At 70.0% G+C, this 19,720-nt stretch carries 17 protein-coding genes and 2 tRNA genes; 5 read left to right on the plus strand and 14 right to left on the minus strand.

Features of this window, described 5'->3' with window-relative positions:
• Positions 1-82 precede the first annotated feature (82 nt).
• From ndk to ACZ3ZD_RS07440, 4 genes are all read right to left on the minus strand, one after another.
• Positions 83-496 carry a nucleoside-diphosphate kinase gene (gene ndk / locus ACZ3ZD_RS07425; protein WP_104780585.1) on the minus strand — a complete coding sequence of 138 codons (414 nt, stop codon included), beginning with the start codon at positions 494-496 and terminating at the stop codon, positions 83-85.
• 65 nt (positions 497-561) lie between these two features.
• A complete protein-coding gene (locus ACZ3ZD_RS07430) occupies positions 562-924 on the minus strand; it encodes a DUF4233 domain-containing protein (protein ID WP_467394501.1) in 363 nt (120 codons plus the stop codon).
• 9 nt (positions 925-933) lie between these two features.
• The gene (folC, locus tag ACZ3ZD_RS07435) at positions 934-2,445 is read right to left on the minus strand and encodes a bifunctional tetrahydrofolate synthase/dihydrofolate synthase (RefSeq protein ID WP_467394503.1); all 1,512 of its coding nucleotides are present in this window, start codon (positions 2,443-2,445) and stop codon (positions 934-936) included.
• Between the two features lie 103 nt (positions 2,446-2,548).
• A complete protein-coding gene (locus tag ACZ3ZD_RS07440) occupies positions 2,549-5,173 on the minus strand; it encodes a valine--tRNA ligase (protein ID WP_467394505.1) in 2,625 nt (874 codons plus the stop codon).
• Between the two features lie 138 nt (positions 5,174-5,311).
• On the opposite strand from ACZ3ZD_RS07440, the gene ACZ3ZD_RS07445 reads away from it, so the two are divergent.
• The gene (locus ACZ3ZD_RS07445; RefSeq protein WP_467394507.1) at positions 5,312-6,286 is read left to right on the plus strand and encodes a hypothetical protein; all 975 of its coding nucleotides are present in this window, start codon (positions 5,312-5,314) and stop codon (positions 6,284-6,286) included.
• Between the two features lie 73 nt (positions 6,287-6,359).
• Here ACZ3ZD_RS07445 and clpX read toward each other — a convergent pair whose 3' ends face one another.
• The 5 genes from clpX to ACZ3ZD_RS07470 form a co-directional block, all read right to left on the minus strand.
• A complete protein-coding gene (gene clpX / locus ACZ3ZD_RS07450; protein ID WP_014672712.1) occupies positions 6,360-7,646 on the minus strand; it encodes an ATP-dependent Clp protease ATP-binding subunit ClpX in 1,287 nt (428 codons plus the stop codon).
• 171 nt (positions 7,647-7,817) lie between these two features.
• The gene (locus ACZ3ZD_RS07455) at positions 7,818-8,483 is read right to left on the minus strand and encodes an ATP-dependent Clp protease proteolytic subunit (RefSeq protein WP_467394509.1); all 666 of its coding nucleotides are present in this window, start codon (positions 8,481-8,483) and stop codon (positions 7,818-7,820) included.
• A 67-nt stretch (positions 8,484-8,550) separates the two neighbouring features.
• Complete coding sequence (locus ACZ3ZD_RS07460) at positions 8,551-9,156, minus strand: ATP-dependent Clp protease proteolytic subunit (RefSeq protein ID WP_143632556.1); 606 nt, start codon at positions 9,154-9,156, stop codon at positions 8,551-8,553.
• A 332-nt stretch (positions 9,157-9,488) separates the two neighbouring features.
• On the minus strand, positions 9,489-10,865 hold the full coding sequence (gene tig / locus ACZ3ZD_RS07465) for a trigger factor (RefSeq protein ID WP_467394511.1): 1,377 nt from the start codon (positions 10,863-10,865) through the stop codon (positions 9,489-9,491).
• A 177-nt stretch (positions 10,866-11,042) separates the two neighbouring features.
• Positions 11,043-11,119: transfer RNA gene (locus tag ACZ3ZD_RS07470), tRNA-Pro, on the minus strand.
• A 161-nt stretch (positions 11,120-11,280) separates the two neighbouring features.
• Between ACZ3ZD_RS07470 and ACZ3ZD_RS07475 the strand changes: the two genes are divergently transcribed.
• Positions 11,281-11,351: transfer RNA gene (locus ACZ3ZD_RS07475), tRNA-Gly, on the plus strand.
• Positions 11,352-11,703: 352 nt separating this feature from the next.
• Here the strand turns inward: ACZ3ZD_RS07475 and ACZ3ZD_RS07480 are convergent.
• Positions 11,704-11,898 (minus strand): hypothetical protein, encoded by a 195-nt coding sequence (locus ACZ3ZD_RS07480; protein ID WP_073894178.1) that lies wholly within the window; start codon positions 11,896-11,898, stop codon positions 11,704-11,706.
• Positions 11,899-12,432: 534 nt separating this feature from the next.
• Between ACZ3ZD_RS07480 and ACZ3ZD_RS07485 the strand changes: the two genes are divergently transcribed.
• Entirely contained in the window at positions 12,433-13,527 is a 1,095-nt protein-coding gene (locus ACZ3ZD_RS07485) for an acyltransferase family protein (protein WP_467394514.1), read from the plus strand.
• Positions 13,528-13,537: 10 nt separating this feature from the next.
• Here the strand turns inward: ACZ3ZD_RS07485 and ACZ3ZD_RS07490 are convergent, their stop codons facing one another.
• Positions 13,538-14,008, minus strand: coding sequence for an HD domain-containing protein (locus tag ACZ3ZD_RS07490; RefSeq protein WP_467394516.1), 471 nt, complete (start codon positions 14,006-14,008; stop codon positions 13,538-13,540).
• A gap of 17 nt (positions 14,009-14,025) precedes the next feature.
• Positions 14,026-15,198: a SpoIIE family protein phosphatase gene (locus ACZ3ZD_RS07495; RefSeq protein ID WP_467394518.1), complete on the minus strand. Its 1,173-nt coding sequence runs from the start codon at positions 15,196-15,198 to the stop codon at positions 14,026-14,028.
• A 162-nt stretch (positions 15,199-15,360) separates the two neighbouring features.
• Between ACZ3ZD_RS07495 and ACZ3ZD_RS07500 the strand changes: the two genes are divergently transcribed.
• A complete protein-coding gene (locus ACZ3ZD_RS07500) occupies positions 15,361-16,602 on the plus strand; it encodes a GNAT family N-acetyltransferase (protein WP_467394520.1) in 1,242 nt (413 codons plus the stop codon).
• Positions 16,603-16,636: 34 nt separating this feature from the next.
• Here ACZ3ZD_RS07500 and ACZ3ZD_RS07505 read toward each other — a convergent pair whose 3' ends face one another.
• Both ACZ3ZD_RS07505 and ACZ3ZD_RS07510 read right to left on the minus strand, forming a co-directional pair.
• The gene (locus tag ACZ3ZD_RS07505; protein ID WP_467394522.1) at positions 16,637-17,446 is read right to left on the minus strand and encodes an Fpg/Nei family DNA glycosylase; all 810 of its coding nucleotides are present in this window, start codon (positions 17,444-17,446) and stop codon (positions 16,637-16,639) included.
• Positions 17,447-17,510: 64 nt separating this feature from the next.
• Positions 17,511-17,996 (minus strand): ribose-5-phosphate isomerase, encoded by a 486-nt coding sequence (locus ACZ3ZD_RS07510; protein ID WP_467394524.1) that lies wholly within the window; start codon positions 17,994-17,996, stop codon positions 17,511-17,513.
• A gap of 213 nt (positions 17,997-18,209) precedes the next feature.
• On the opposite strand from ACZ3ZD_RS07510, the gene ACZ3ZD_RS07515 reads away from it, so the two are divergent.
• Entirely contained in the window at positions 18,210-19,628 is a 1,419-nt protein-coding gene (locus ACZ3ZD_RS07515) for an amino acid permease (RefSeq protein WP_467394526.1), read from the plus strand.
• Positions 19,629-19,720: the final 92 nt, after the last annotated feature.

Consider the following 19,720-nt stretch of genomic DNA (forward strand, 5'->3'; position numbering starts at 1 on the left):
GTTCCCTCGATCGCCGGTACTCATGCCAGGAAAACCGAGGTCCGGGGGCGTGCCCCCGAACCCTCCACCGCGGCCACGGAGGTTACGCACGCCCCGGGAAGAAGATCTTCACCTCGCGCTCGGCGGACTCCTCGGAGTCCGAGGCGTGGATCAGGTTCTCGCGCACGATCACACCGTAGTCACCGCGGATCGAACCGGGCGCGGCGGCGATCGGGTCGGTGGGGCCGGCCAGCGCGCGCAGTCCCTCGATGACCCGCTCGCCCTCGACGATCAGCGCCACGACCGGACCGGAGGCCATGAACTCCACCAGCGGCTCGTAGAACGGCTTGCCCTTGTGCTCGCCGTAGTGCTGCTCCAGCGTGTCCTGGTCCAGGGTGCGCAGCTCCAGCGCGGTGATCTGCCAGCCGGCCTTGCGCTCGATACGGCTGATGATCTCGCCGGTCAGGCCTCGACGGACGGCGTCGGGCTTGAGGAGGACGAGGGTGCGCTGGCTCACGAGGGGCTCCTTACACGACTTACGGGTGCGGTGGGACGAGGTTACAGGGCGTGTCGGGGCCCTTGTTACGCAGCGTCAGCCGTGGAGGAGGGGGACTGGGCCTGGGCGGCGAATCTCGCCTTCGCCTCGTCCACCTTTCTCCCGAAGTGCACCGACGCCCACCACAGCGCCGCGAACACCGCACCCATGAAGTACATGGTCGGGACGAACACCCCGGAGGCGATCAGGGCGAGCTGCAGGGCCCAGCCGAGGGCCACCCCGCCGGGCCGGGTCACCATGCCGCACAGCAGCACGCACAGCAGCATGGCGACACCGCTGACCAGCCACACCGTGGAGGTCGCCAGGTCCGGGTCCTTCATGGCGACCAGCCCGGCGAACCCGATGACGAAGAACTCGCCGATCAGGGTCGATGCACAGAGCGTACGCATCCTCGACTCTCAGCCCTTCCCCAGCAGCAGCCGGGCCTCGCCGACCGTGATGACCGAACCGGTGACCAGCACCCCGCCGCCGGCGAACTCGCCCTCCTCCTCGGCCAGCGTGATCGCGGCCTCCAGGGCGTCCGGCAGCCGCGGCTCCACCTGGACCCGCTCGTCGCCGAACACCTCGACGGCGATCGCGGCCAGCTCGTCCGCGTCCATGGCGCGGTGGCTGGAGTTCTGTGTGACGACGACCTCGGCGAAGATCGGCTCGAAGGCCTCCAGCACCCCGCGCACGTTCTTGTCCGCGCTCGCGCCGACGACCCCGATCAGCCGGGTGAAGTCGAACGCCTCCCGCACGGCCTCGGCGGTGGCCCGCGCGCCCGCCGGGTTGTGCGCGGCGTCCAGGACGACGGTGGGAGAGCGCCGTACGACCTCCAGCCGGCCCGGGGACGACACGGCCGCGAAGGCCTTGCGGACGGTGTCGATGTCCAGCGGCTCCGCGCGCTGCGCGCCCACGCCGAAGAACGCCTCCACGGCGGCGAGCGCGACGGCCGCGTTGTGCGCCTGGTGAGCGCCGTGCAGCGGCAGGTACACCTCGGGGTACTCGCCGCCGAGGCCGCGCAGCGTGACCAGCTGCCCGCCGACGGCGACCTGCCGGGCGACGACGCCGAACTCCAGGCCCTCGCGGGCCACGGTGGCGTCCACCTCGACGGCCTTCTTCAGCAGCACCTGCGCCGCGTCCACCGGCTGCTGGGCCAGGATGACGGTCGCGTCCTGCTTGATGATGCCGCTCTTCTCGCCGGCGATCTCCGCGGTCGTCCCGCCGAGCCGGTCGGTGTGGTCGAGGTCGATGGGGGTCACGACGGCGACATCGCCGTCGATCACGTTCGTGGCGTCCCAGGAGCCGCCCATGCCGACCTCGACCACGGCGACGTCCACGGGGGCGTCCGCGAAGGCCGCGTACGCCATGCCGGTGAGCACCTCGAAGAAGGACAGCCGGTACTCCTGCTGTCCGTCGACCATCTCGACGTAGGGCTTGATGTCCTGGTACGTCTCGATGAACCGCTCGGCGGAGATCGCGGCGCCGTCCAAGCTGATCCGCTCGGTGATCGACTGCACGTGCGGGCTCGTGTAACGGCCGGTGCGCAGCTCGAACGCGCCGAGCAGGGCCTCGATCATGCGGGCGGTGGAGGTCTTGCCGTTGGTGCCCGTGATGTGGATCGAGGGGTACGACCGCTGGGGCTCGCCGAGCACGTCCATCAGGGCGGAGATCCTGCTGACCGAGGGCTCCAGCTTGGTCTCGCCCCAGCGGGTGGCCAGCTCCGCCTCGACCTCGCGCAACGCCCTGTCGACCTCGGGGTCCTCGGGGCGCGCGGGTACGTCGGGCTGCGGCCGGCCGCCCTGGGTGCGCAGGGTACGGCTGCCGGCCTCGATCACCGCGAGGTCGGGGTCGCGGTCCGTCTCCTCCGCGATCAGCTCTTCGAAGGCGTCGAGGGGGTCGGGCTGCTCGTTGCCGGGGATGTCGCTCACGGGGCCAGTCTACGGAGCGGGACCGACAACGCGTGCGGTGGCTTGGCTGCGCCCGGACGAAGGCCCCGGTGCCGTGCGGCACCGGGGCCTTCACCGCGTACGCCTACGCCTGCGGCAGCCGCTCCAGCTGGGCGGTGATGCGCGCGATGTCCTCGTCGGCCTTGGCCAGGCGCGTGCGGATCTTGTCCACCACGTTCTCCGGGGCCTTCGCCAGGAACGCCTCGTTCCCGAGCTTGGCCGTGGCCTGGGCCTTCTCCTTCTCGGCGGCGGCGAGGTCCTTCGCGAGGCGCTTGCGCTCCGCGGCGACGTCGATCGTGCCGGACAGGTCGAGGGCGACCTCGGCGCCGGCGACCGGCAGGGTGGCCGTGGCCGTGAAGGAGTCGCCCTCCGGCTGGAGGCGCAGCAGCTGGCGGATGGCGGTCTCGTGCGGGGCGAGGGCCGTACCGTCCAGCGTCAGGCGCGCCGGGACGCGCTGACCGGGCTGGAGACCCTGGTCGGCGCGGAAGCGGCGGACTTCGGTGATGACGGACTGGAGGGTCTCGATCTCCTGCTCGGCCGCCGTGTCACGGAAGCCGCTGTCCGTCGGCCACTCGGCGATCACGACGGACTCGCCGCCGGTCAGGGTGGTCCACAGGGCCTCCGTGACGAACGGGACGACCGGGTGCAGCAGCTTGAGGGTGACGTCCAGGACCTCGCCGAGGACCCGCTTGGAGACCTCGGCCGGCTCGCCGCCCGCCTGGAAGACGGTCTTGGACAGCTCGACGTACCAGTCGAAGACCTCGTCCCAGGCGAAGTGGAAGAGGGCGTCGGAGAGCTTGGCGAACTGGAAGTCCTCGTAGTACGCGTCGACCTCGGCGACCACCGAGTTGAGGCGGGAGAGGATCCAGCGGTCGGTCGCGGACATCGCGGACGGGTCCGGCAGCGGGCCCTGGACCGTCGCGCCGTTCATCAGCGCGAAGCGGGTCGCGTTCCAGATCTTGTTGGCGAAGTTGCGGGAGCCCTGGACCCAGTCCTCGCCGATCGGGACGTCGACGCCCGGGTTGGCGCCGCGGGCCAGGGTGAAGCGCAGGGCGTCGGAGCCGTACTTGTCCATCCAGTCCAGCGGGTTGACCGCGTTGCCGAAGGACTTCGACATCTTCTTGCCGAACTGGTCGCGGACCATGCCGTGCAGGGCGATGGTGTGGAACGGCGGGGTGCCGTCCATCGCGTAGAGCCCGAACATCATCATCCGGGCGACCCAGAAGAAGAGGATGTCGTAGCCGGTGACCAGGACGGAGTTCGGGTAGAACTTCGCGAGCGACTCGGTCTGCTCGGGCCAGCCGAGGGTGGAGAACGGCCACAGGCCGGAGGAGAACCAGGTGTCGAGGACGTCGGTGTCCTGGTGCCAGCCCTCGCCGGTGGGCGCTTCCTCGTCGGGGCCGACGCAGACGACCTCGCCGTTCGGGCCGTACCAGACGGGGATGCGGTGGCCCCACCACAGCTGGCGCGAGATGCACCAGTCGTGGAGGTTGTCGACCCAGTCGAAGTACCGCTTCTCCATCTCCTGCGGGTGGATCCTGACGCGGCCGTCGCGGACGGCGTCACCCGCGGCCTTCGCCAGCGGGCCGACCTTGACCCACCACTGCATGGACAGGCGCGGCTCGATCGTGGTCTTGCAGCGCGAGCAGTGGCCGACGGAGTGGACGTACGGCCGCTTCTCGGCGACGATCCGGCCCTCGGCGCGCAGCGCTGCGACGATCGCCGAGCGGGCCTCCAGCCGGTCCATGCCCTGGAAGGGGCCGTGGACCGTGATGACCGCGTGCTCGTCCATCACGGTGATGGACGGCAGGTCGTGCCGCTGGCCGATCTCGAAGTCGTTCGGGTCGTGGGCCGGGGTGACCTTGACGGCGCCGGTGCCGAACTCGGGGTCGACGTGGGCGTCGGCGACGACCGGGATGGAGCGGTCGGTGAGCGGGAGCCGGATGAGCTTGCCGACGAGGTGCCGGTAGCGCTCGTCGTCGGGGTGGACGGCGACGGCCGTGTCACCGAGCATCGTCTCGGCGCGGGTGGTGGCGACGACGATGGACTCGTCCCCGTCGCCGTAGCGCATGGAGACCAGCTCGCCGTCGTCGTCCTGGTACTCGACCTCGATGTCCGAGATCGCGGTCAGGCAGCGCGGGCACCAGTTGATGATGCGCTCGGCGCGGTAGATCAGCTCGTCGTCGTAGAGCTTCTTGAAGATGGTCTGGACGGCCTGGGACAGGCCCTCGTCCATGGTGAAGCGCTCACGCGACCAGGCGACGCCGTCACCGAGGCGGCGCATCTGCCCGGAGATCTGCCCGCCGGACTCGGCCTTCCACTGCCAGACACGGTCGACGAAGGCCTCGCGGCCCAGGTCGTGGCGGGACTTGCCCTCCTTGCCCAGCTCACGCTCGACGACGTTCTGCGTGGCGATGCCGGCGTGGTCCATGCCGGGCTGCCACAGCGTCTCGTGACCCTGCATGCGCTTACGGCGGGTCAGGGCGTCGATGAGGGTGTGCTCGAAGGCGTGCCCGAGGTGCAGGCTGCCCGTGACGTTCGGCGGCGGGATGACGACCGTGTACGCGGGCTTGTCGCTCTTCGCGTCCGCCTCGAAGTAACCCCGCTCTACCCAGCGCTCGTACAGCGGCCCCTCTACATCGGCCGGCGCGTACTGGGTCGGCAGTTCGGTGTCGGGCGCGGGTGGCTGCTGCTGAGCGTTCTCGGTCACGGGGGTCAGTTTAGGGGTGTCACGGGGCGGTCCCGAAACGCGTTTGTTGTGTAACGGTGCGGCCCCCGGTGCCGTGCGGTTCCCGGGCCTGGGCCAGGATGTCAGGAACACATAAGGCATCTGGAGGGGAACCCAGAAATGAGCAACAACCAGCCGGGCCCGTACGGCGGACCGCCCCAGCAGCCGGGACCGTACGGCCAGCAGGGGCAGCCCGGTCCGTACGGCCAGCCGGGGCCCTACGGCCAGCCGGGCCCCTACGGCCAGCAGCCGCAGGCCCCGCAGCCCGGCTACGGCTACCCCCAGCAGGCCCCTCCGCCCCCGCCGCAGGGCTACGGCCACCCGCAGCAGGGCGTCCCGCAGCAGCAGAACCCGTACGGCCAGCAGCCGGCCCCCTACGGCCAGCCGCAGCCCTACGGCATGCCGCAGGCTCCGCAGCCGGCCGGCGGGAAGAAGAAGACGGGTCTGATCATCGGCGCGGTGGCCGTGGTGGCCGTCGTGGCGGTGGGCGCCTACTTCGCACTGGGTGGCGGCGGCAGCAGCGTCGCGGACGACGGGCCGCACAAGCTGACGACTCCGGCGACGGTGCTGTCCGAGTACAAGAAGTCCAAGAGTGACAGCGGCACCATGACGCCGAGCGACCTGAAGGACGCCGAGAAGTGGGGCGTGCACGACCCCAAGGACGTCAGCGCCGCGTACGAGTCCGGGGACCCGGACAATCCGCTGAGCAAGAAGCAGATCAACTTCGGTGGTGTCTACGGCACGATCGACGACCCCGAGAAGACCGTGGACGCGATGTTCGCGTACTTCAAGTCCGAGTCGCAGAAGAACGGGGCCGACTCCCAGACGTCCCTGAAGGGCGAGCCGAAGACGTACACGCCGGCCGGGCTCGACGGCGCGGTCCTCAAGTGCCAGCAGGCCAGCGCCCCCACCGGCGCGAACAAGGGGGGCCCGAAAAACGTGACGCTCTCGATCTGCGTCTGGGGCGACCACAGCACCATCGGGTTCGTCATGCCGATGGACTACGCCAACCTCGTCGCGGGCCGCAGCAGCGACCCCGCCGCCGACGCCGAGCTGACCGCCAAGCTCCGCGCCGAGGTCCGCGTCAAGGCCTGACGCGCCCGCCCGGCACTCCAAGCGGCGAAGGGCCCCGGTCGGTCGACCGGGGCCCTTCGTGCGTCGCTCGTGCCTACGCCGTCTTCTGCTCCCCCGAACCCCGGCCGCGGGCGTCGCGGGGGATCAGGGTCGGGTTGACGTTGGAGAGGACCACGTCGGCGGTGATGACGACCCGGGCGACGTCCTTGCGGGACGGGACCTCGTACATCACGCCCTGGAGGACCTCCTCCATGATGGCGCGCAGGCCGCGGGCGCCGGTCTGGCGGAGGATGGCCTGGTCGGCGATGGCCTCCAGGGCCTCGCGCTCGAAGTCCAGCTCCACGCCGTCGAGTTCGAAGAGCCGCTGGTACTGCTTGACCAGGGCGTTGCGCGGCTCCACCAGGATCTTGAGCAGGGCCTCGCGGTCCAGGTTGTGCACGCTCGTGATCACGGGCAGGCGGCCGATGAACTCGGGGATCATGCCGAACTTGACCAGGTCCTCCGGCATGACGTCCTCGAAGACGTCCTTGGCCTCCAGCTCCCGCTTGGACAAAATCGTCGCGCCGAAGCCGATGCCCTTGGCGCCGGCCCGGGCCTCGATGATCTTCTCCAGGCCTGCGAAGGCACCGCCCACGATGAACAGCACGTTCGTCGTGTCGATCTGGATGAACTCCTGGTGGGGGTGCTTGCGGCCGCCCTGGGGCGGGACCGAGGCCGTCGTGCCCTCCAGGATCTTCAGCAGGGCCTGCTGCACGCCCTCGCCCGAGACGTCACGGGTGATCGACGGGTTCTCGCTCTTGCGGGCGACCTTGTCGATCTCGTCGATGTAGATGATCCCGGTCTCGGCCTTCTTGACGTCGTAGTCCGCCGCCTGGATCAGCTTCAGCAGGATGTTCTCGACGTCCTCGCCGACGTACCCCGCCTCGGTGAGCGCCGTCGCGTCGGCGATGGCGAACGGGACGTTCAGCATCCGCGCCAGCGTCTGCGCGAGCAGGGTCTTGCCGGAGCCCGTGGGGCCGAGCAGCAGGATGTTGGACTTCGCCAGCTCGATGGCGTCGTCACGGCCGCTCGCGCCGCCGTTCTCGCCCGCCTGGACCCGCTTGTAGTGGTTGTACACCGCGACGGAGAGCGCCTTCTTGGCGGCCTCCTGGCCGACCACGTACCCCTCGAGGAACTCGTAGATCTCGCGGGGCTTGGGCAGTTCCTCCCAGCGCACCTCGCTGGTCTCCGCCAGCTCTTCCTCGATGATCTCGTTGCAGAGATCGATGCACTCGTCGCAGATGTACACACCGGGCCCTGCGATGAGCTTCTTGACCTGCTTCTGGCTCTTGCCGCAGAACGAGCACTTGAGCAGATCGCCGCCGTCACCGATGCGTGCCACGGTGTGCTTCCCCTTCGCCTGGGAGACGCCTGGACGCTACGAGTCCAGCGGCTCCTGGTGCTGCCTTATGTCCGACGGTACCTTGCCGGGCCCGGTGTCCGGGCCCCCCTTGGCAGGGTTCACTTGGGAGTGAATCAAGCCAAGAGGGGCCGGACGTGTGCGGATCCGCTGTCAGCGGACCTCGCTGTTGTTCAGCTTGCGGGTGGAGATGATCTGGTCGACCAGGCCGTACTCCAGCGCTTCCTCGGCCGTGAGGATCTTGTCGCGCTCGATGTCCTCGCGGACCTGCTCGATCGGCCGGTTCGAGTGCTTGGCCAGCATGTTCTCCAGCTGCTCACGCATCCGGGTGAACTCGTTGGCGATGATCTCCAGGTCGGAGAGCTGGCCGCGGCCGGTGGAGCCCGCCGGCTGGTGGATCAGCACGCGGGAGTTCGGCAGCGCCATGCGCTTGCCGGGCGTACCGGCGGCGAGCAGGATGGCCGCGGCGGAGGCCGCCTGGCCCATGCAGACCGTCTGGATGTCGGGCTTGACGAACTGCATCGTGTCGTAGATCGCCGTCAGGGCGGTCATGTCGCCACCGGGGCTGTTGATGTAGATCGAGATGTCCCGGTCGGGGTCCATCGACTCCAGGCACAGCAGCTGCGCCATGACGTCGTTGGCGGAGGCGTCGTCGATCTGGACGCCCAGGAAGATCACGCGCTCCTCGAAGAGCTTCGCGTACGGGTCGTACTCGCGGATGCCCTGGGAGGTGCGCTCGACGAAGCGCGGGATGACGTAGCGGCTGTCGGGGCGGGGCCCTTCGTACATGCCGTTGGCGGCGCCGGGGAAGTTGCTCATGGGGTTCACCGTCCTGGTGGCGTTCGGGGGGCTGGTGTCTCGGCGGTGCGTGGCGTGGTCGGGCCGGTCAGGCACCGGTGCCGCCGCCTCCCGGAACACCCGAGGCGTTCCTGATGATCTCGTCAATGAGACCGTACTCCTTGGCCTCTTCCGGGGTGAACCAGCGGTCGCGGTCGGCGTCGCGCAGGATCGTCTCGACGGACTGACCGGAGTGGAACGCGGTCAGCTCGGTCATGGTCTTCTTGGTGCGCAGCAGGTACTGGGCCTGGATCTTGATGTCCGAGACCGTACCGCCGAGGCCCGCGGAGCCCTGGTGCATCATGATGTCCGTGTGCGGCAGGGCGAAGCGCTTGCCGGCGGTGCCGCCGGTGAGCAGGAACTGGCCCATCGAGGCCGCCATGCCCATGCCGATCGTCACCACGTCGTTCGGGATGAACTGCATGGTGTCGTAGATCGCCATGCCGGCCGTCACCGAGCCGCCGGGGCTGTTGATGTAGAGGTAGATGTCCTTGTCCGGATCGGCGGCAAGGAGCAGCAGCTGTGCGGTGATCTTGTTGGCGATGTCGTCGTCAACCTGCTGGCCGAGGAAGATGATCCGCTCGTTGAGCAGCCGGTTGTAGACCTGGTCGCCGAGGCCACCACCGATGGAAGGCTCGCCGGCGGCTGAGGGCATCAGATTCGTCACGTATCCACCTGCTCGTCTTACGACGGCGCCGGGCCGTCTCAGTTCTGCTTGTTCTGCCTTTCATGGACCCTAACGCGAGGGTCCCTTCGGGGAATCCCGGAGATGGGGGTGTTCGCCGGGGGCGTAGCGCTCCGCTCGGGGGCGGGTGGCCGGTCGCCGTCGGCGGGTGCGGTGCGCGGGCGGGTGCGGATCGGCCGTGGCCGCTCCCGCGGTTCCCCGCGCCCCCTCAGGCTCGTTGCCCTCTTCCGGTACGGCAAACGGGCCCCGGGGAAAGTTCCCCGGGGCCCGTCGTACGTGCCTTACCGGCGCCGTGGGACCGCTCAGCCCTCGGCGTTCTCGGCGTTCTCCTCGGAGGTCTCCGACGCCTGGGCGGCCTCGGTCTCCTCCTCGTCGTCCAGGTCGACGATCTCGCCGTTGGTGTCCTTGACCGTGGCGGCCTCGACCACGACGGCCAGGGCCTTGCCGCGGGCGACCTCGCCGACCAGGAGCGGCACCTGGCCGCCCTCGACGACGGCCTGGGCGAACTGGTCGGGGGACATGCCGGAGGAGGCCGCACGCCGCATGAGGTGCTCGGTGAGCTCCTCCTGGTTGACGTTGAGGTTCTCCTTCTTGACCAGCTCGTCCAGGACGAACTGGGTCTTGATGCCCTTGACCGCGGCCTCGCGGGTCTCGGTCTCGAACTCCTCGGCGGTCTTGCCCTGGATCTCCAGGTACTTGTCGAGGGTGAGGCCCATCTGGCCGAGCTGGTGGTGCTCCAGGTTGTGCTTGCGGGTGTTGATCTCGTCCTCGAGCAGCTTCTCGGGGACCGGGACCTCGACCAGCTCCAGCAGCTTCTCCAGGACGCGCTCCTGGGCCTGGGTGGCCTGGTCGAACTGCTTCATGTTCGCGAGGCGCTTGCGGCTGTCGGCCTTCAGCTCCTCCAGGGTGTCGAACTCGGAGGCGAGCTGCGCGAAGTCGTCGTCCAGCTCGGGCAGTTCGCGGGCGGCGACCTGGGAGACCTTGACGGTGACCTCGGCCTCCTTGCCCGCGGCGGAGCCGCCCTTCAGCTCGGAGGTGAAGGTGGCCTCCTCGCCGGCGGACAGGCCCTTCACGGCGTCGTCGATGCCGTCCAGCAGCTCGCCGGAACCGATGGTGTACGAGACACCGTTGGCGATGCCGTCCTCCAGGACCTCGCCGTCGACCTTGGCCTGCAGGTCGATGGTGACGACGTCGCCGTCCTCGGCGGCCCGCTCGACCGGGGAGGTGGAGGCGAAGCGCTCGCGCAGCTGCTCGACCGACTTCTCCACGTCCTCGTCGGTGACCTCGACGGCGTCCACCTCGACCTCGATACCGGAGTAGTCCGGGATCTCCACGGCCGGGCGCACGTCGACCTCGGCGGTGAAGTTCAGCGTCTCGCCGTCCTTCAGCTCCGTGATGTCGACCTCGGGCTGGCCCAGCGGGCTCAGCTCGGCCTCGTTGACCGCCTCGGTGTAGAACTTCGGCAGCGCGTCGTTGACGGCCTCCTCCAGCACCGCACCGCGGCCGAACCGCTGGTCGATCACGCGGGCGGGGATCTTGCCCTTACGGAAGCCCTTCACCGTGACCTGCTGGTTGATCTTCTTGTACGCCGCGTCGAGGCTGTCCTTGAGCTCCTCGAAGGGCACCTCGACAGTGAGCCGAACCCGGGTCGGGTTCAGGGTCTCCACGGCGCTCTTCACGGTTCGGTCTCCTTGTGGCTGACTTCTCGGGTTCTGCCGGAGCCTGACCGGCCCGGCGGATTTCGCCGCCCGGAGGAGTTCGGGCCGTGAGGGCCGGGACACACGGGCGCGCAGCTTGCATAGTAACCGCAGCCGGTCAGCGCCCCAAAAGGCGATCATCACGAGGTGATGAGCCGGTGGTCGGGGTGGCGGGATTTGAACCCACGGCCTTCCGCTCCCAAAGCGGACGCGCTACCAAGCTGCGCCACACCCCGTCTGGTGCGACACGTAGGGTACATGCCCGGGCCCGGTCCGTCGGCCGCATGCGACGGGGCGGGACGCGTGGTACCGGCGCGGCGCCACTCGTTGGCCTCCACGGCGGGCGACCCGCTACGATGCCCTCAGTGCCGCGGTCACCGACCTGCGGCGCGGTGTTGCGGGCGTAGCTCAATGGTAGAGCCCTAGTCTTCCAAACTAGCTACGCGGGTTCGATTCCCGTCGCCCGCTCTGTACGGCTCGGGGCCAGGCGGAGGATACGTCCTCCGCCTGGCCCCGAGCCGTTGGCGTTCCAGGAGCGTGGAGTAGGGGACGCAGCGGACGCCGCCCGGGCGGGACGGGTTCGCGAGGGGGCGTCGACCGGGGGCGGGTCGGCCGGTGCGGGTGTCGCTCGCCGCAGTGCCTGCACGGTGAGCGCGTCCCGGGTGCCCCGGCGACGGGCGGCCGGGGCGGCGGTGAGGTGTGCCGGGGTGTGGGGGCCGTGGCCGCACCGGTGTGGACGTGCCGGCGTGCCGGGCGTGGGCGCTCTTCCCGCGTCCTTGATCAGTCGTGCGGGCCGGTCGCCGCCCCCGCCCCGCCCCCGTCAGAACCTGATCGAGTTGATGGAGTCCGCTATCGAGTTCAGGAAGCGGCTGATGGAGGGGGCCATGCCGGTGGAGGCCAGGAAGAAGCCGAAGAGGATCGCGACGATGGCCGGGCCGGCCTTGATGTTCCCCCCTCGGATCAACACCACCAGGATGATCGCCAACAGCAGCACCACAGACAGTGAAATGGCCACAACTGATCACACCCTCGGTCGGTCCGCTCTCCCGGCCCGGGGGTACGGCCCGCGCACCCCCGCCAGAACCATCGTGCCACCAACCCGGGCGGCCCATGCGGCCCATGACGCAACGTCGGAGACGGGTCCCGGCGCGGGCGACGTGCCGTACAGGAATTCGAGCCGCCCGGCGCGCCCGACTCACCGGCAATTCGCGCGAGTTCTTTTCCGGGGGCACACATCATGTGCGCAGGTAATTCGAATTGATGACACCGAGGGACAGTATGCCCCTATTAGTCGGGATGAATCTGGACATCAGGGGTGAACTGACGACCCGTAGGTGCACGCCATCACGCGGACCACAGGGGCACGTTCAGGAAACAAGCGGGTATCCGGGGGTGATAACCAGGAATGACTGCGGGCGTTTTACGGAATCCCGCAGACGACGCTAGGGTGCCTGAGATGTTTGACGCCGCCTCGTCCCCCGGCCAGAACCGCAGTCCACTCCCCCCGGCGCAAGAGCCGGCGGACGGGGTGCCCGGACCGCGTACCCCGATGAGCGCGCGGGAACCGCAGCCGAAGGCGGACAGACCCGGCAAACAGCGCGACTCCTTCTTCGACAACGCCAAGTACCTGGCCATCGTGCTGGTCGCGATGGGGCACTCGTGGGAACCGCTGAAGGGCGACAGCCGCATCCTGGAGGGCGTGTACACGGTGGTGTACGCCTTCCACATGCCGGCGTTCATCATCATCTCCGGCTTCTTCTCACGCAGCTTCGACATGCGGCCGGACCGGCTGAAGCGGCTGATCACCGGTGTCGCCGTGCCCTACGTCCTGTTCGAGACGGCGTACCCGCTTTTCAAGAACGCCGTCACCGGCTCGCACGAGGAGATCAGTCTCCTCGACCCCTGGTATCTCACCTGGTTCCTGGTCGCTCTGTTCGTCTGGCGGCTCACCACGCCCGTGTGGAAGCTGGTGCGCCGGCCGCTTCCGGTGGCCCTCGGCGTCGCCATGCTGGCGACCGTCAGCCCGACCATCGGTGACGACCTCGATCTGCAGCGGGTGCTGCAGTTCCTCCCCTACTTCGTGCTCGGCCTGTGCCTGAAGCCGGAGCACTTCCACCTGGTGCGCCGGCGCTGGGTGCGGATCGCGTCGGTGCCGGTGTTCGCGGCGGCGCTGGCGGTCGGCTGGTGGGCGGTGCCGCGCATGAACACCGCGTGGTTCTACCACCGGGACTCCGCGCAGGAGCTGGGCGCGCCGTGGTGGTGCGGCCCGGTGATGACGCTCGCCCTGATGGGTTGCTCGCTGGTGCTGACGGCCTGCTTCTTCGCCTGGGTGCCGCGCCGGCGGATGTGGTTCACGGCGCTGGGCGCGGGCACGCTCTACGGCTATCTGCTGCACGGTTTCCTGGTGAAGCTCGCCGACTACCGCGGGTGGTTCGACCACGCGTGGCTGCACCGGCCGCTCGGCGAGATCCTGGTGACCCTGCTGGCGGGTGCCGCCGTCACCGTGCTGTGCACCGCGCCGGTGCGGCGCGTGTTCCGGTTCGCGATGGAGCCGAGGATGGAGTGGGCGTTCCGGCAGGACGCGGCCGAGCTGGCCCGCGAGCGGCAGAAGCGGGAGAAGCTGCGGGAGCCGGCCGGGGTCTAGCGGGTTTCGTTCACGTCACCGGTTCCACACCGAGAAGTGCGCTCATACGGGCGTACTTCTCGGTCAGTCGTTTCCGGGTCGGTTCGTCCAGGGCGGCGAGGCGGCGCGGGTCGGCGTTGTGCGCCAGGTCGGCCTCCTTGACCAGCGGGGCGCCCGGGGTGGCGAGGATCCGGCGCGCGTACGCCTCCGGTTTCTCGCCGGGGCGCTTGGTGAGCGCGTCCACGATGGCCTTGGTGCGGGGGGTCAGGGCGGCGGTGGCCAGCCAGTCGCGGGTGAGGGCGTCGTCCTCCACGGAGTCGTGCAGCCAGGCCGCCGCGATCTGCTCGGCGTCGCCACCGCGGGCGCGGACGCCTTCGGCCACGGCGGCGAGGTGCTCGGCGTACGGCCGCCCCGCCTTGTCGGTCTGCCCCTGGTGGGCGGCCCGGGCGATGGCCTCCACCTCGGCGAGCGTGAGAGGAGTCGGAGGACGCGGAGGAGTCATGGGGGGAGTGTCCCGGATCAGCGCGGGTTCGACGGGGGTTCCCGGCAGATCAGCAGGAGGGCCCGGTCGTCGTTGACGTCCTTCGCCACCGCCTCGATGAGGTGCCAGGCGGCGCCGTGGAAGCCGCCGGAGACATAGCGGTCGGCCTCGCCGGTGAGGCGGTCGATGCCCTCGACGATGTCCCGGTCGGAGGTCTCCACCAGGCCGTCCGTGAAGAGCATCAGGACATCGCCGGGCCGCAGGGCGCCCTTGACGGGGTCGAACTGGGCGCCGTCGTACACCCCGAGCAGCGGGCCCTCGGCGGCCTTCGCCTCCCAGCGTCCGCTGCCCGCGCTCAGCTGGAGCCCCGGCGGGTGGCCGGCGGTGTACAGCTCGTAGTCGCCGGAGTCCAGGTCGAGGACCAGGTGGATGGAGGTGGCGAAGCCCTCGTCCCAGTCCTGGCGGAGCAGGTAGCCGTTCGCGGCGGGGAGGAAGGCGTGCGGGGGCAGGGAGCCCAGCAGGCCGCCGAAGGCGCCCGAGAGCAGCAGGGCCCGCGAGCCCGCGTCCATGCCCTTGCCGGACACGTCGGTGAGGACGACCTCCAGGGTGCGGCCGCCGTTGGTGCGGGCCGCGACGACGAAGTCACCGGAGAACGACTGCCCGCCGGCCGGCCGCAGCGCCATCTCGTGGTGCCAGCCCTGCGGCAGCTCCGGCAGCTTGCTCTGCACCCGGATCCGCTCGCGCAGGTCGAACAGCATGGTGCCGCCGCGCCGCCAGGGCACCCCGACCCGGCTGCGGAACTGCGCGGTCAGCAGCCCGAAGGAGCCGCACGCGGCGACCACCAGGACAAGGCCCGGGGTGACCCGGGAGGGCCCCTCGGTGTACGGGCCGAGCCGTACCGACTCCACGATCAGCGCGGTGGCCGCCGCCGCGTACAGGCCGAGCAGACTCGCCGGGCGCAGCAGCAGTCCGCCGGCGACGATGGGCAGGACCAGGGTGGCCGGTGAGCACCACACCGGGTTCAGGAGGGTCATGGCGGCGAGAACCGGGACGGTCAGCAGCAGCCCGGCGAAGGCGATCCAGTCCGAGCCGTCCCCGCGGAAGTAGTCCACGGCGCTTCTGCGCAGCCCGACGCGGACCCGGTGCCACTGCTTCTTCCACCGGGCCGTGAACGTCTCGGCCTTCGCGCGCCGCTGTCGTCCTGCTGCCATCAGTTCGGGACCCTATCCAGCGGACCGGCTGCTTGGCACGGGAGGTCCCACTTGTCCCCCCTGTGAGATTCCGCTTCGCCGTGGGCGCGGCGCCGGACCGCCGGGCTCCGGCTGTGCGGAAAACGGGTGGCTGGTCCCGCTTCGCCCTGATAGGCATGGCGCATGGGGACTGAGTACGGAACCGAGTTGAAGCCGCTGCGCCCGGAGGAGTTCGACCGGTGGTGGGACCACCTGGTCCGGGCCTTCGGCGGCGGTGCGGTCCCGGCCGAGGAACGCGAACGGGACCGGTCCGTCACCGAGTTCGACCGCTCCCTGGGCGTCTGGGACGGGGACACGCTCGTCGGTACGTCGGGGGCCTACAGCTTCCGGATGACCGTGCCGGGCGGCGCGCTCGTGCCCACGGCCGGGGTGGCGATGGTCAGCGTGTCCGCGACGCACCGGCGGCGCGGGGTGCTGACATCGATGATGCGGCGGCTGCTGGACGACGCGCACGCCAAGGGGGAGCCGCTGGCCGCGCTGTTCGCCTCCGAACCCGCGATCTACGGCCGTTTCGGGTACGGCACGGCGTCCTACAAGCTCAACGCCGAGATCGACACCAGCCGGGTGACCCTGGCACTGCCGGAGGGCACGGACGAGGTACGGGTGCGCTACGCGCCGCCCGCCGGCGTTCTCACGGAGTGCGAGGCGGTGTACGCGGCGCTGGTGCCCCGCCGCCCCGGCATGCTGGCGCGGCAGCCCGGATGGGAGCGGGCCGCGCTGGTCGATCCGGAGAGCGGGCGGGACGGGGCGTCGGCCTTGCAGTGCGTGGTCGCCGAACGGGACGGCGAGGTCACCGGGTACGCGCGCTTTCGCACCAGGATGGGCTGGGGGCCGAGCGGTCACGACGGCACGGTGACCCTGGAGGACCTGGCCGCGCTCGATCCGGCGAGCGAGGCCGCGCTGTGGCGCTTCCTGTTCGGCATCGACCTGATGACGACGCTGAAGGTGCGGGGCCGTCCGGTCGACGACGCCTGGCAGCATCTGGTCTCCGACCTCCGTCGCTGTCTGCCGCAGTCGCGGGACGCCGGGTACGTCCGGCTGGTGGACGTGGCCGCTGCCCTGTCGGCCCGTACGTATCTGGCGCCCGTGGACGTCGTGTTCGAGGTGGAGGACGCCTTCTGCCCCTGGAACGCGGGGCGGTGGCGGCTGACCGGCGACGCGAAGGGCGCGTCCTGCGAGCGTACGACGGACTCGGCCGATCTCACCCTGTCCGTAAGGGAGTTGGGGGCGCTCTACCTCGGTGGGGTGAGCCTGCTGTCACTGGCGGCGGCCGGGCGGGTACGGGAGCTGAGGCAGGGGGCGCTGCTGGAGGCGTCGGTGGGTTTCGGCTCCCCCGTGCCCCCGTGGCTCCCGCACGGTTTCTAACGGCGATCGGACGGCCGGGTGGACGGTGCCCGGGTCAGCGGCGCTGGCAGCCGGGGCACCAGAAGAGGTTGCGGGCGGCGAGGCCGGCGGTGCGGATCTCGCTGTCGCAGATGTGGCAGGGCAGGGTGGCGCGGCGGTAGACGTAGACCTCGCCGCCGTGGTCGTCCACGCGGGGCGGGCGGCCCATCGCCTCCGGGGTGTGCTCCGGGCGGACGGTGTCAATCCGGTTGTTCCGCACGCCCTCCCGCATCAGCTCCACCAGGTCGGTCCAGAGGGCGTCCCACTCGGCCGGGGTGATGTCCCGGCCGGCGCGGTAGGGGTCGATGCCGTGCCGGAAGAGGACCTCGGCGCGGTAGACGTTGCCGACGCCGGCGACGACCTTCTGGTCCATGAGCAGCGCGGCGATCGTCGTACGGCTGCGGGAGACTCTCCGGTACGCGGTGCCCGGGTCGGCGTCCTCGCGGAGCGGGTCGGGGCCGAGCCGGTCGTGGACCGCCCGCTTCTCCGCGTCCGTGATCAGCGCGCAGGTGGTGGGGCCGCGCAAGTCGACGTACGACGTGTCCGTCGCGAGCCGGAGCCGGACGGTGTCGGTGGGCGGCGGCGCCGGGGCGTCACCGAAGCCGACCTTGCCGAAGAGGCCGAGGTGGATGTGGACCCAGTCGGCGTCCCGGAAGCCCAGGAAGAGGTGCTTGCCGTGGGCTTCGGTGGCGGTCAGCCCGGTACGGTGCAGGAGGGCGGCGGCGTCGGAGAACTTGCCCTGGGGGCTGGTGACGTGGGGCGCCGTGCCGACGAAGCGCTCGGCGTAGTCCTGGGCCAGCCGATGGATCGTGTGCCCTTCCGGCACGGCGGGGGTGTCCTCTCTGTCCTCGTCGGTTCTCTTCGCCCTCTTCGGTCCGCCGCCGGCGGGGCTACTGCTGGGGGTGGTGGGCCGGGATCGGGGGGAGGTCGCCCGTGGTCTCGTACGCCGAGAGCATGTCGATACGGCGGATGTGACGCTCGTCACCCGAGAACGGGGTGTTCAGGAAGACCTCGACGAACTTGGTCGCCTCTTCCGTGCTGTGCATCCGCGCACCCACGGCCACCACGTTGGCGTTGTTGTGCTGGCGGCCGAGCGACGCCGTCTCCTCGCTCCAGGCCAGCGCCGCGCGCACGCCCTTCACCTTGTTCGCGGCGATCTGCTCACCGTTGCCGGAGCCGCCGATCACGATGCCGAGGGCGTCCGGGTCCGCGGCCGTCCGCTCCGCGGCGCGGAGGCAGAAGGGCGGGTAGTCGTCCTGGGCGTCGTAGAGGTGCGGCCCGCAGTCGACGGGCTCGTGGCCGGCCGCCTTCAGCCACTCGGCGAGGTGGTTCTTGAGTTCGTAGCCCGCATGGTCGGAGCCGAGATACACGCGCATGCCACGAGTGTGACACGCCGGTTTCCGGGCAGCAGCCCCGGGTGTCGACGGGTGATCGACAGGAAACCTCTGAGGTGCACCATAGATCCTCAAGGAAACCTCAAGTAACAATCCGGATTCAGAGGTTCCCGAATTCCGACACCTCGGATTCACTGGACCGACTCGTACACCGCTCGTGCGGGCAGCTTCACCTGGCGCAAAGGAAATCCGTCCATGACCCCTGGTTCGGGCCTCCAAGCAGGACTGAAAAACCGCCACCTGTCGATGATCGCGATCGGTGGCGTCATCGGAGCCGGCCTCTTCGTCGGCTCCAGTTCCGGTATCGCCACCGCGGGACCAGGCATCCTCCTGTCCTACGCCCTCGTGGGCACGCTCGTCGTGCTCGTGATGCGCATGCTCGGCGAGATGTCCGCGGCCAACCCGACGTCCGGCTCCTTCTCCGCGCACGCCGACCGTGCGCTGGGCCGCTGGGCCGGGTTCTCCATCGGCTGGCTCTACTGGTTCTTCTGGGTCGTCGTGCTCGCCGTGGAGGCGACCGCCGGCGCCAAGATCCTCGAAGGCTGGATACCGGCCGTCCCGCAGTGGGGCTGGGCGCTCATCGTGATGATGGTGCTGACCGCGACCAACCTGGTCTCCGTCGGCTCCTACGGTGAGTTCGAGTTCTGGTTCGCCGGTATCAAGGTCGTGGCGATCGGCGCGTTCATCGTCGTCGGACTGCTCGCCGTGTTCGGTGTGCTGCCGGGTGTGGACGCCGAGAAGGCCTCCTTCGGCAACCTCACGTCGCACGGCGGTTTCCTGCCGCACGGGCCGGGGGCGATCCTCACCGGTGTGCTGCTCGTCGTCTTCTCCTTCATGGGCAGCGAGATCGCCACGCTGGCGGCCGGCGAGTCCGAGAACCCGCAGCAAGCGGTCACCAAGTCCACCAACAGCATCATCTGGCGGATCGGCGTCTTCTACCTGGGCTCGATCCTCGTCGTGGTCTCGCTGCTGCCGTGGAACGACCCGTCCATCAAGAAGGACGGCTCCTACGTCGCCGCGCTGGACTCGCTGGGCATCGCGCACGCCGGTCAGATCATGAACTTCATCGTGCTGACCTCGGTGCTGTCCTGTCTCAACTCCGGCCTGTACACGGCCTCCCGCATGGCCTTCTCGCTCGGTGAGCGGGGCGACGCGCCGAAGGCGTTCGCGCGGGTCAACGGCCGGGGCGTGCCGATGGCCGCGATCCTCGCGTCGGTCGTGTTCGGCTTCGTGGCCGTCTTCTTCAACTACCTGTCCCCGGACAAGATCTTCCTCTTCCTCGTCAACTCCTCGGGTGCGGTCGCCCTGTTCGTGTGGCTGGTCATCTGCTTCTCGCAGCTGCGGATGCGGAAGATCATCCAGCGGGAGGCACCGGAGAAGCTCGTCGTGCGGATGTGGCTGTACCCGTACCTGACGTGGGCCACGGCCGCGCTGATCACCGGCGTGCTGGTGTACATGCTCTTCGACACCGAGCACGACGGCCGGGAGACCGTGCTGCTGTCGCTGCTGGTCGCGGCGGTCGTCCTGGTGATCGCGGTGGTGAAGGAGCGGCTCAGGACGAGCCGCCCGGCCCCCGTCACCGAGACCCCGGCCGACAAGATCTCCATCGGCTGACCCACCACCCGGCACCGGCAGGGCCGTGGGGGGGGGGGGGGGGGGGGGGGGCGCCCCCCCCCCCCCCCCCCGCGGGGGGGCGCGACCCGGCC

It is taken from the genome of Streptomyces sp. NPDC023481 (assembly GCF_055560195.1).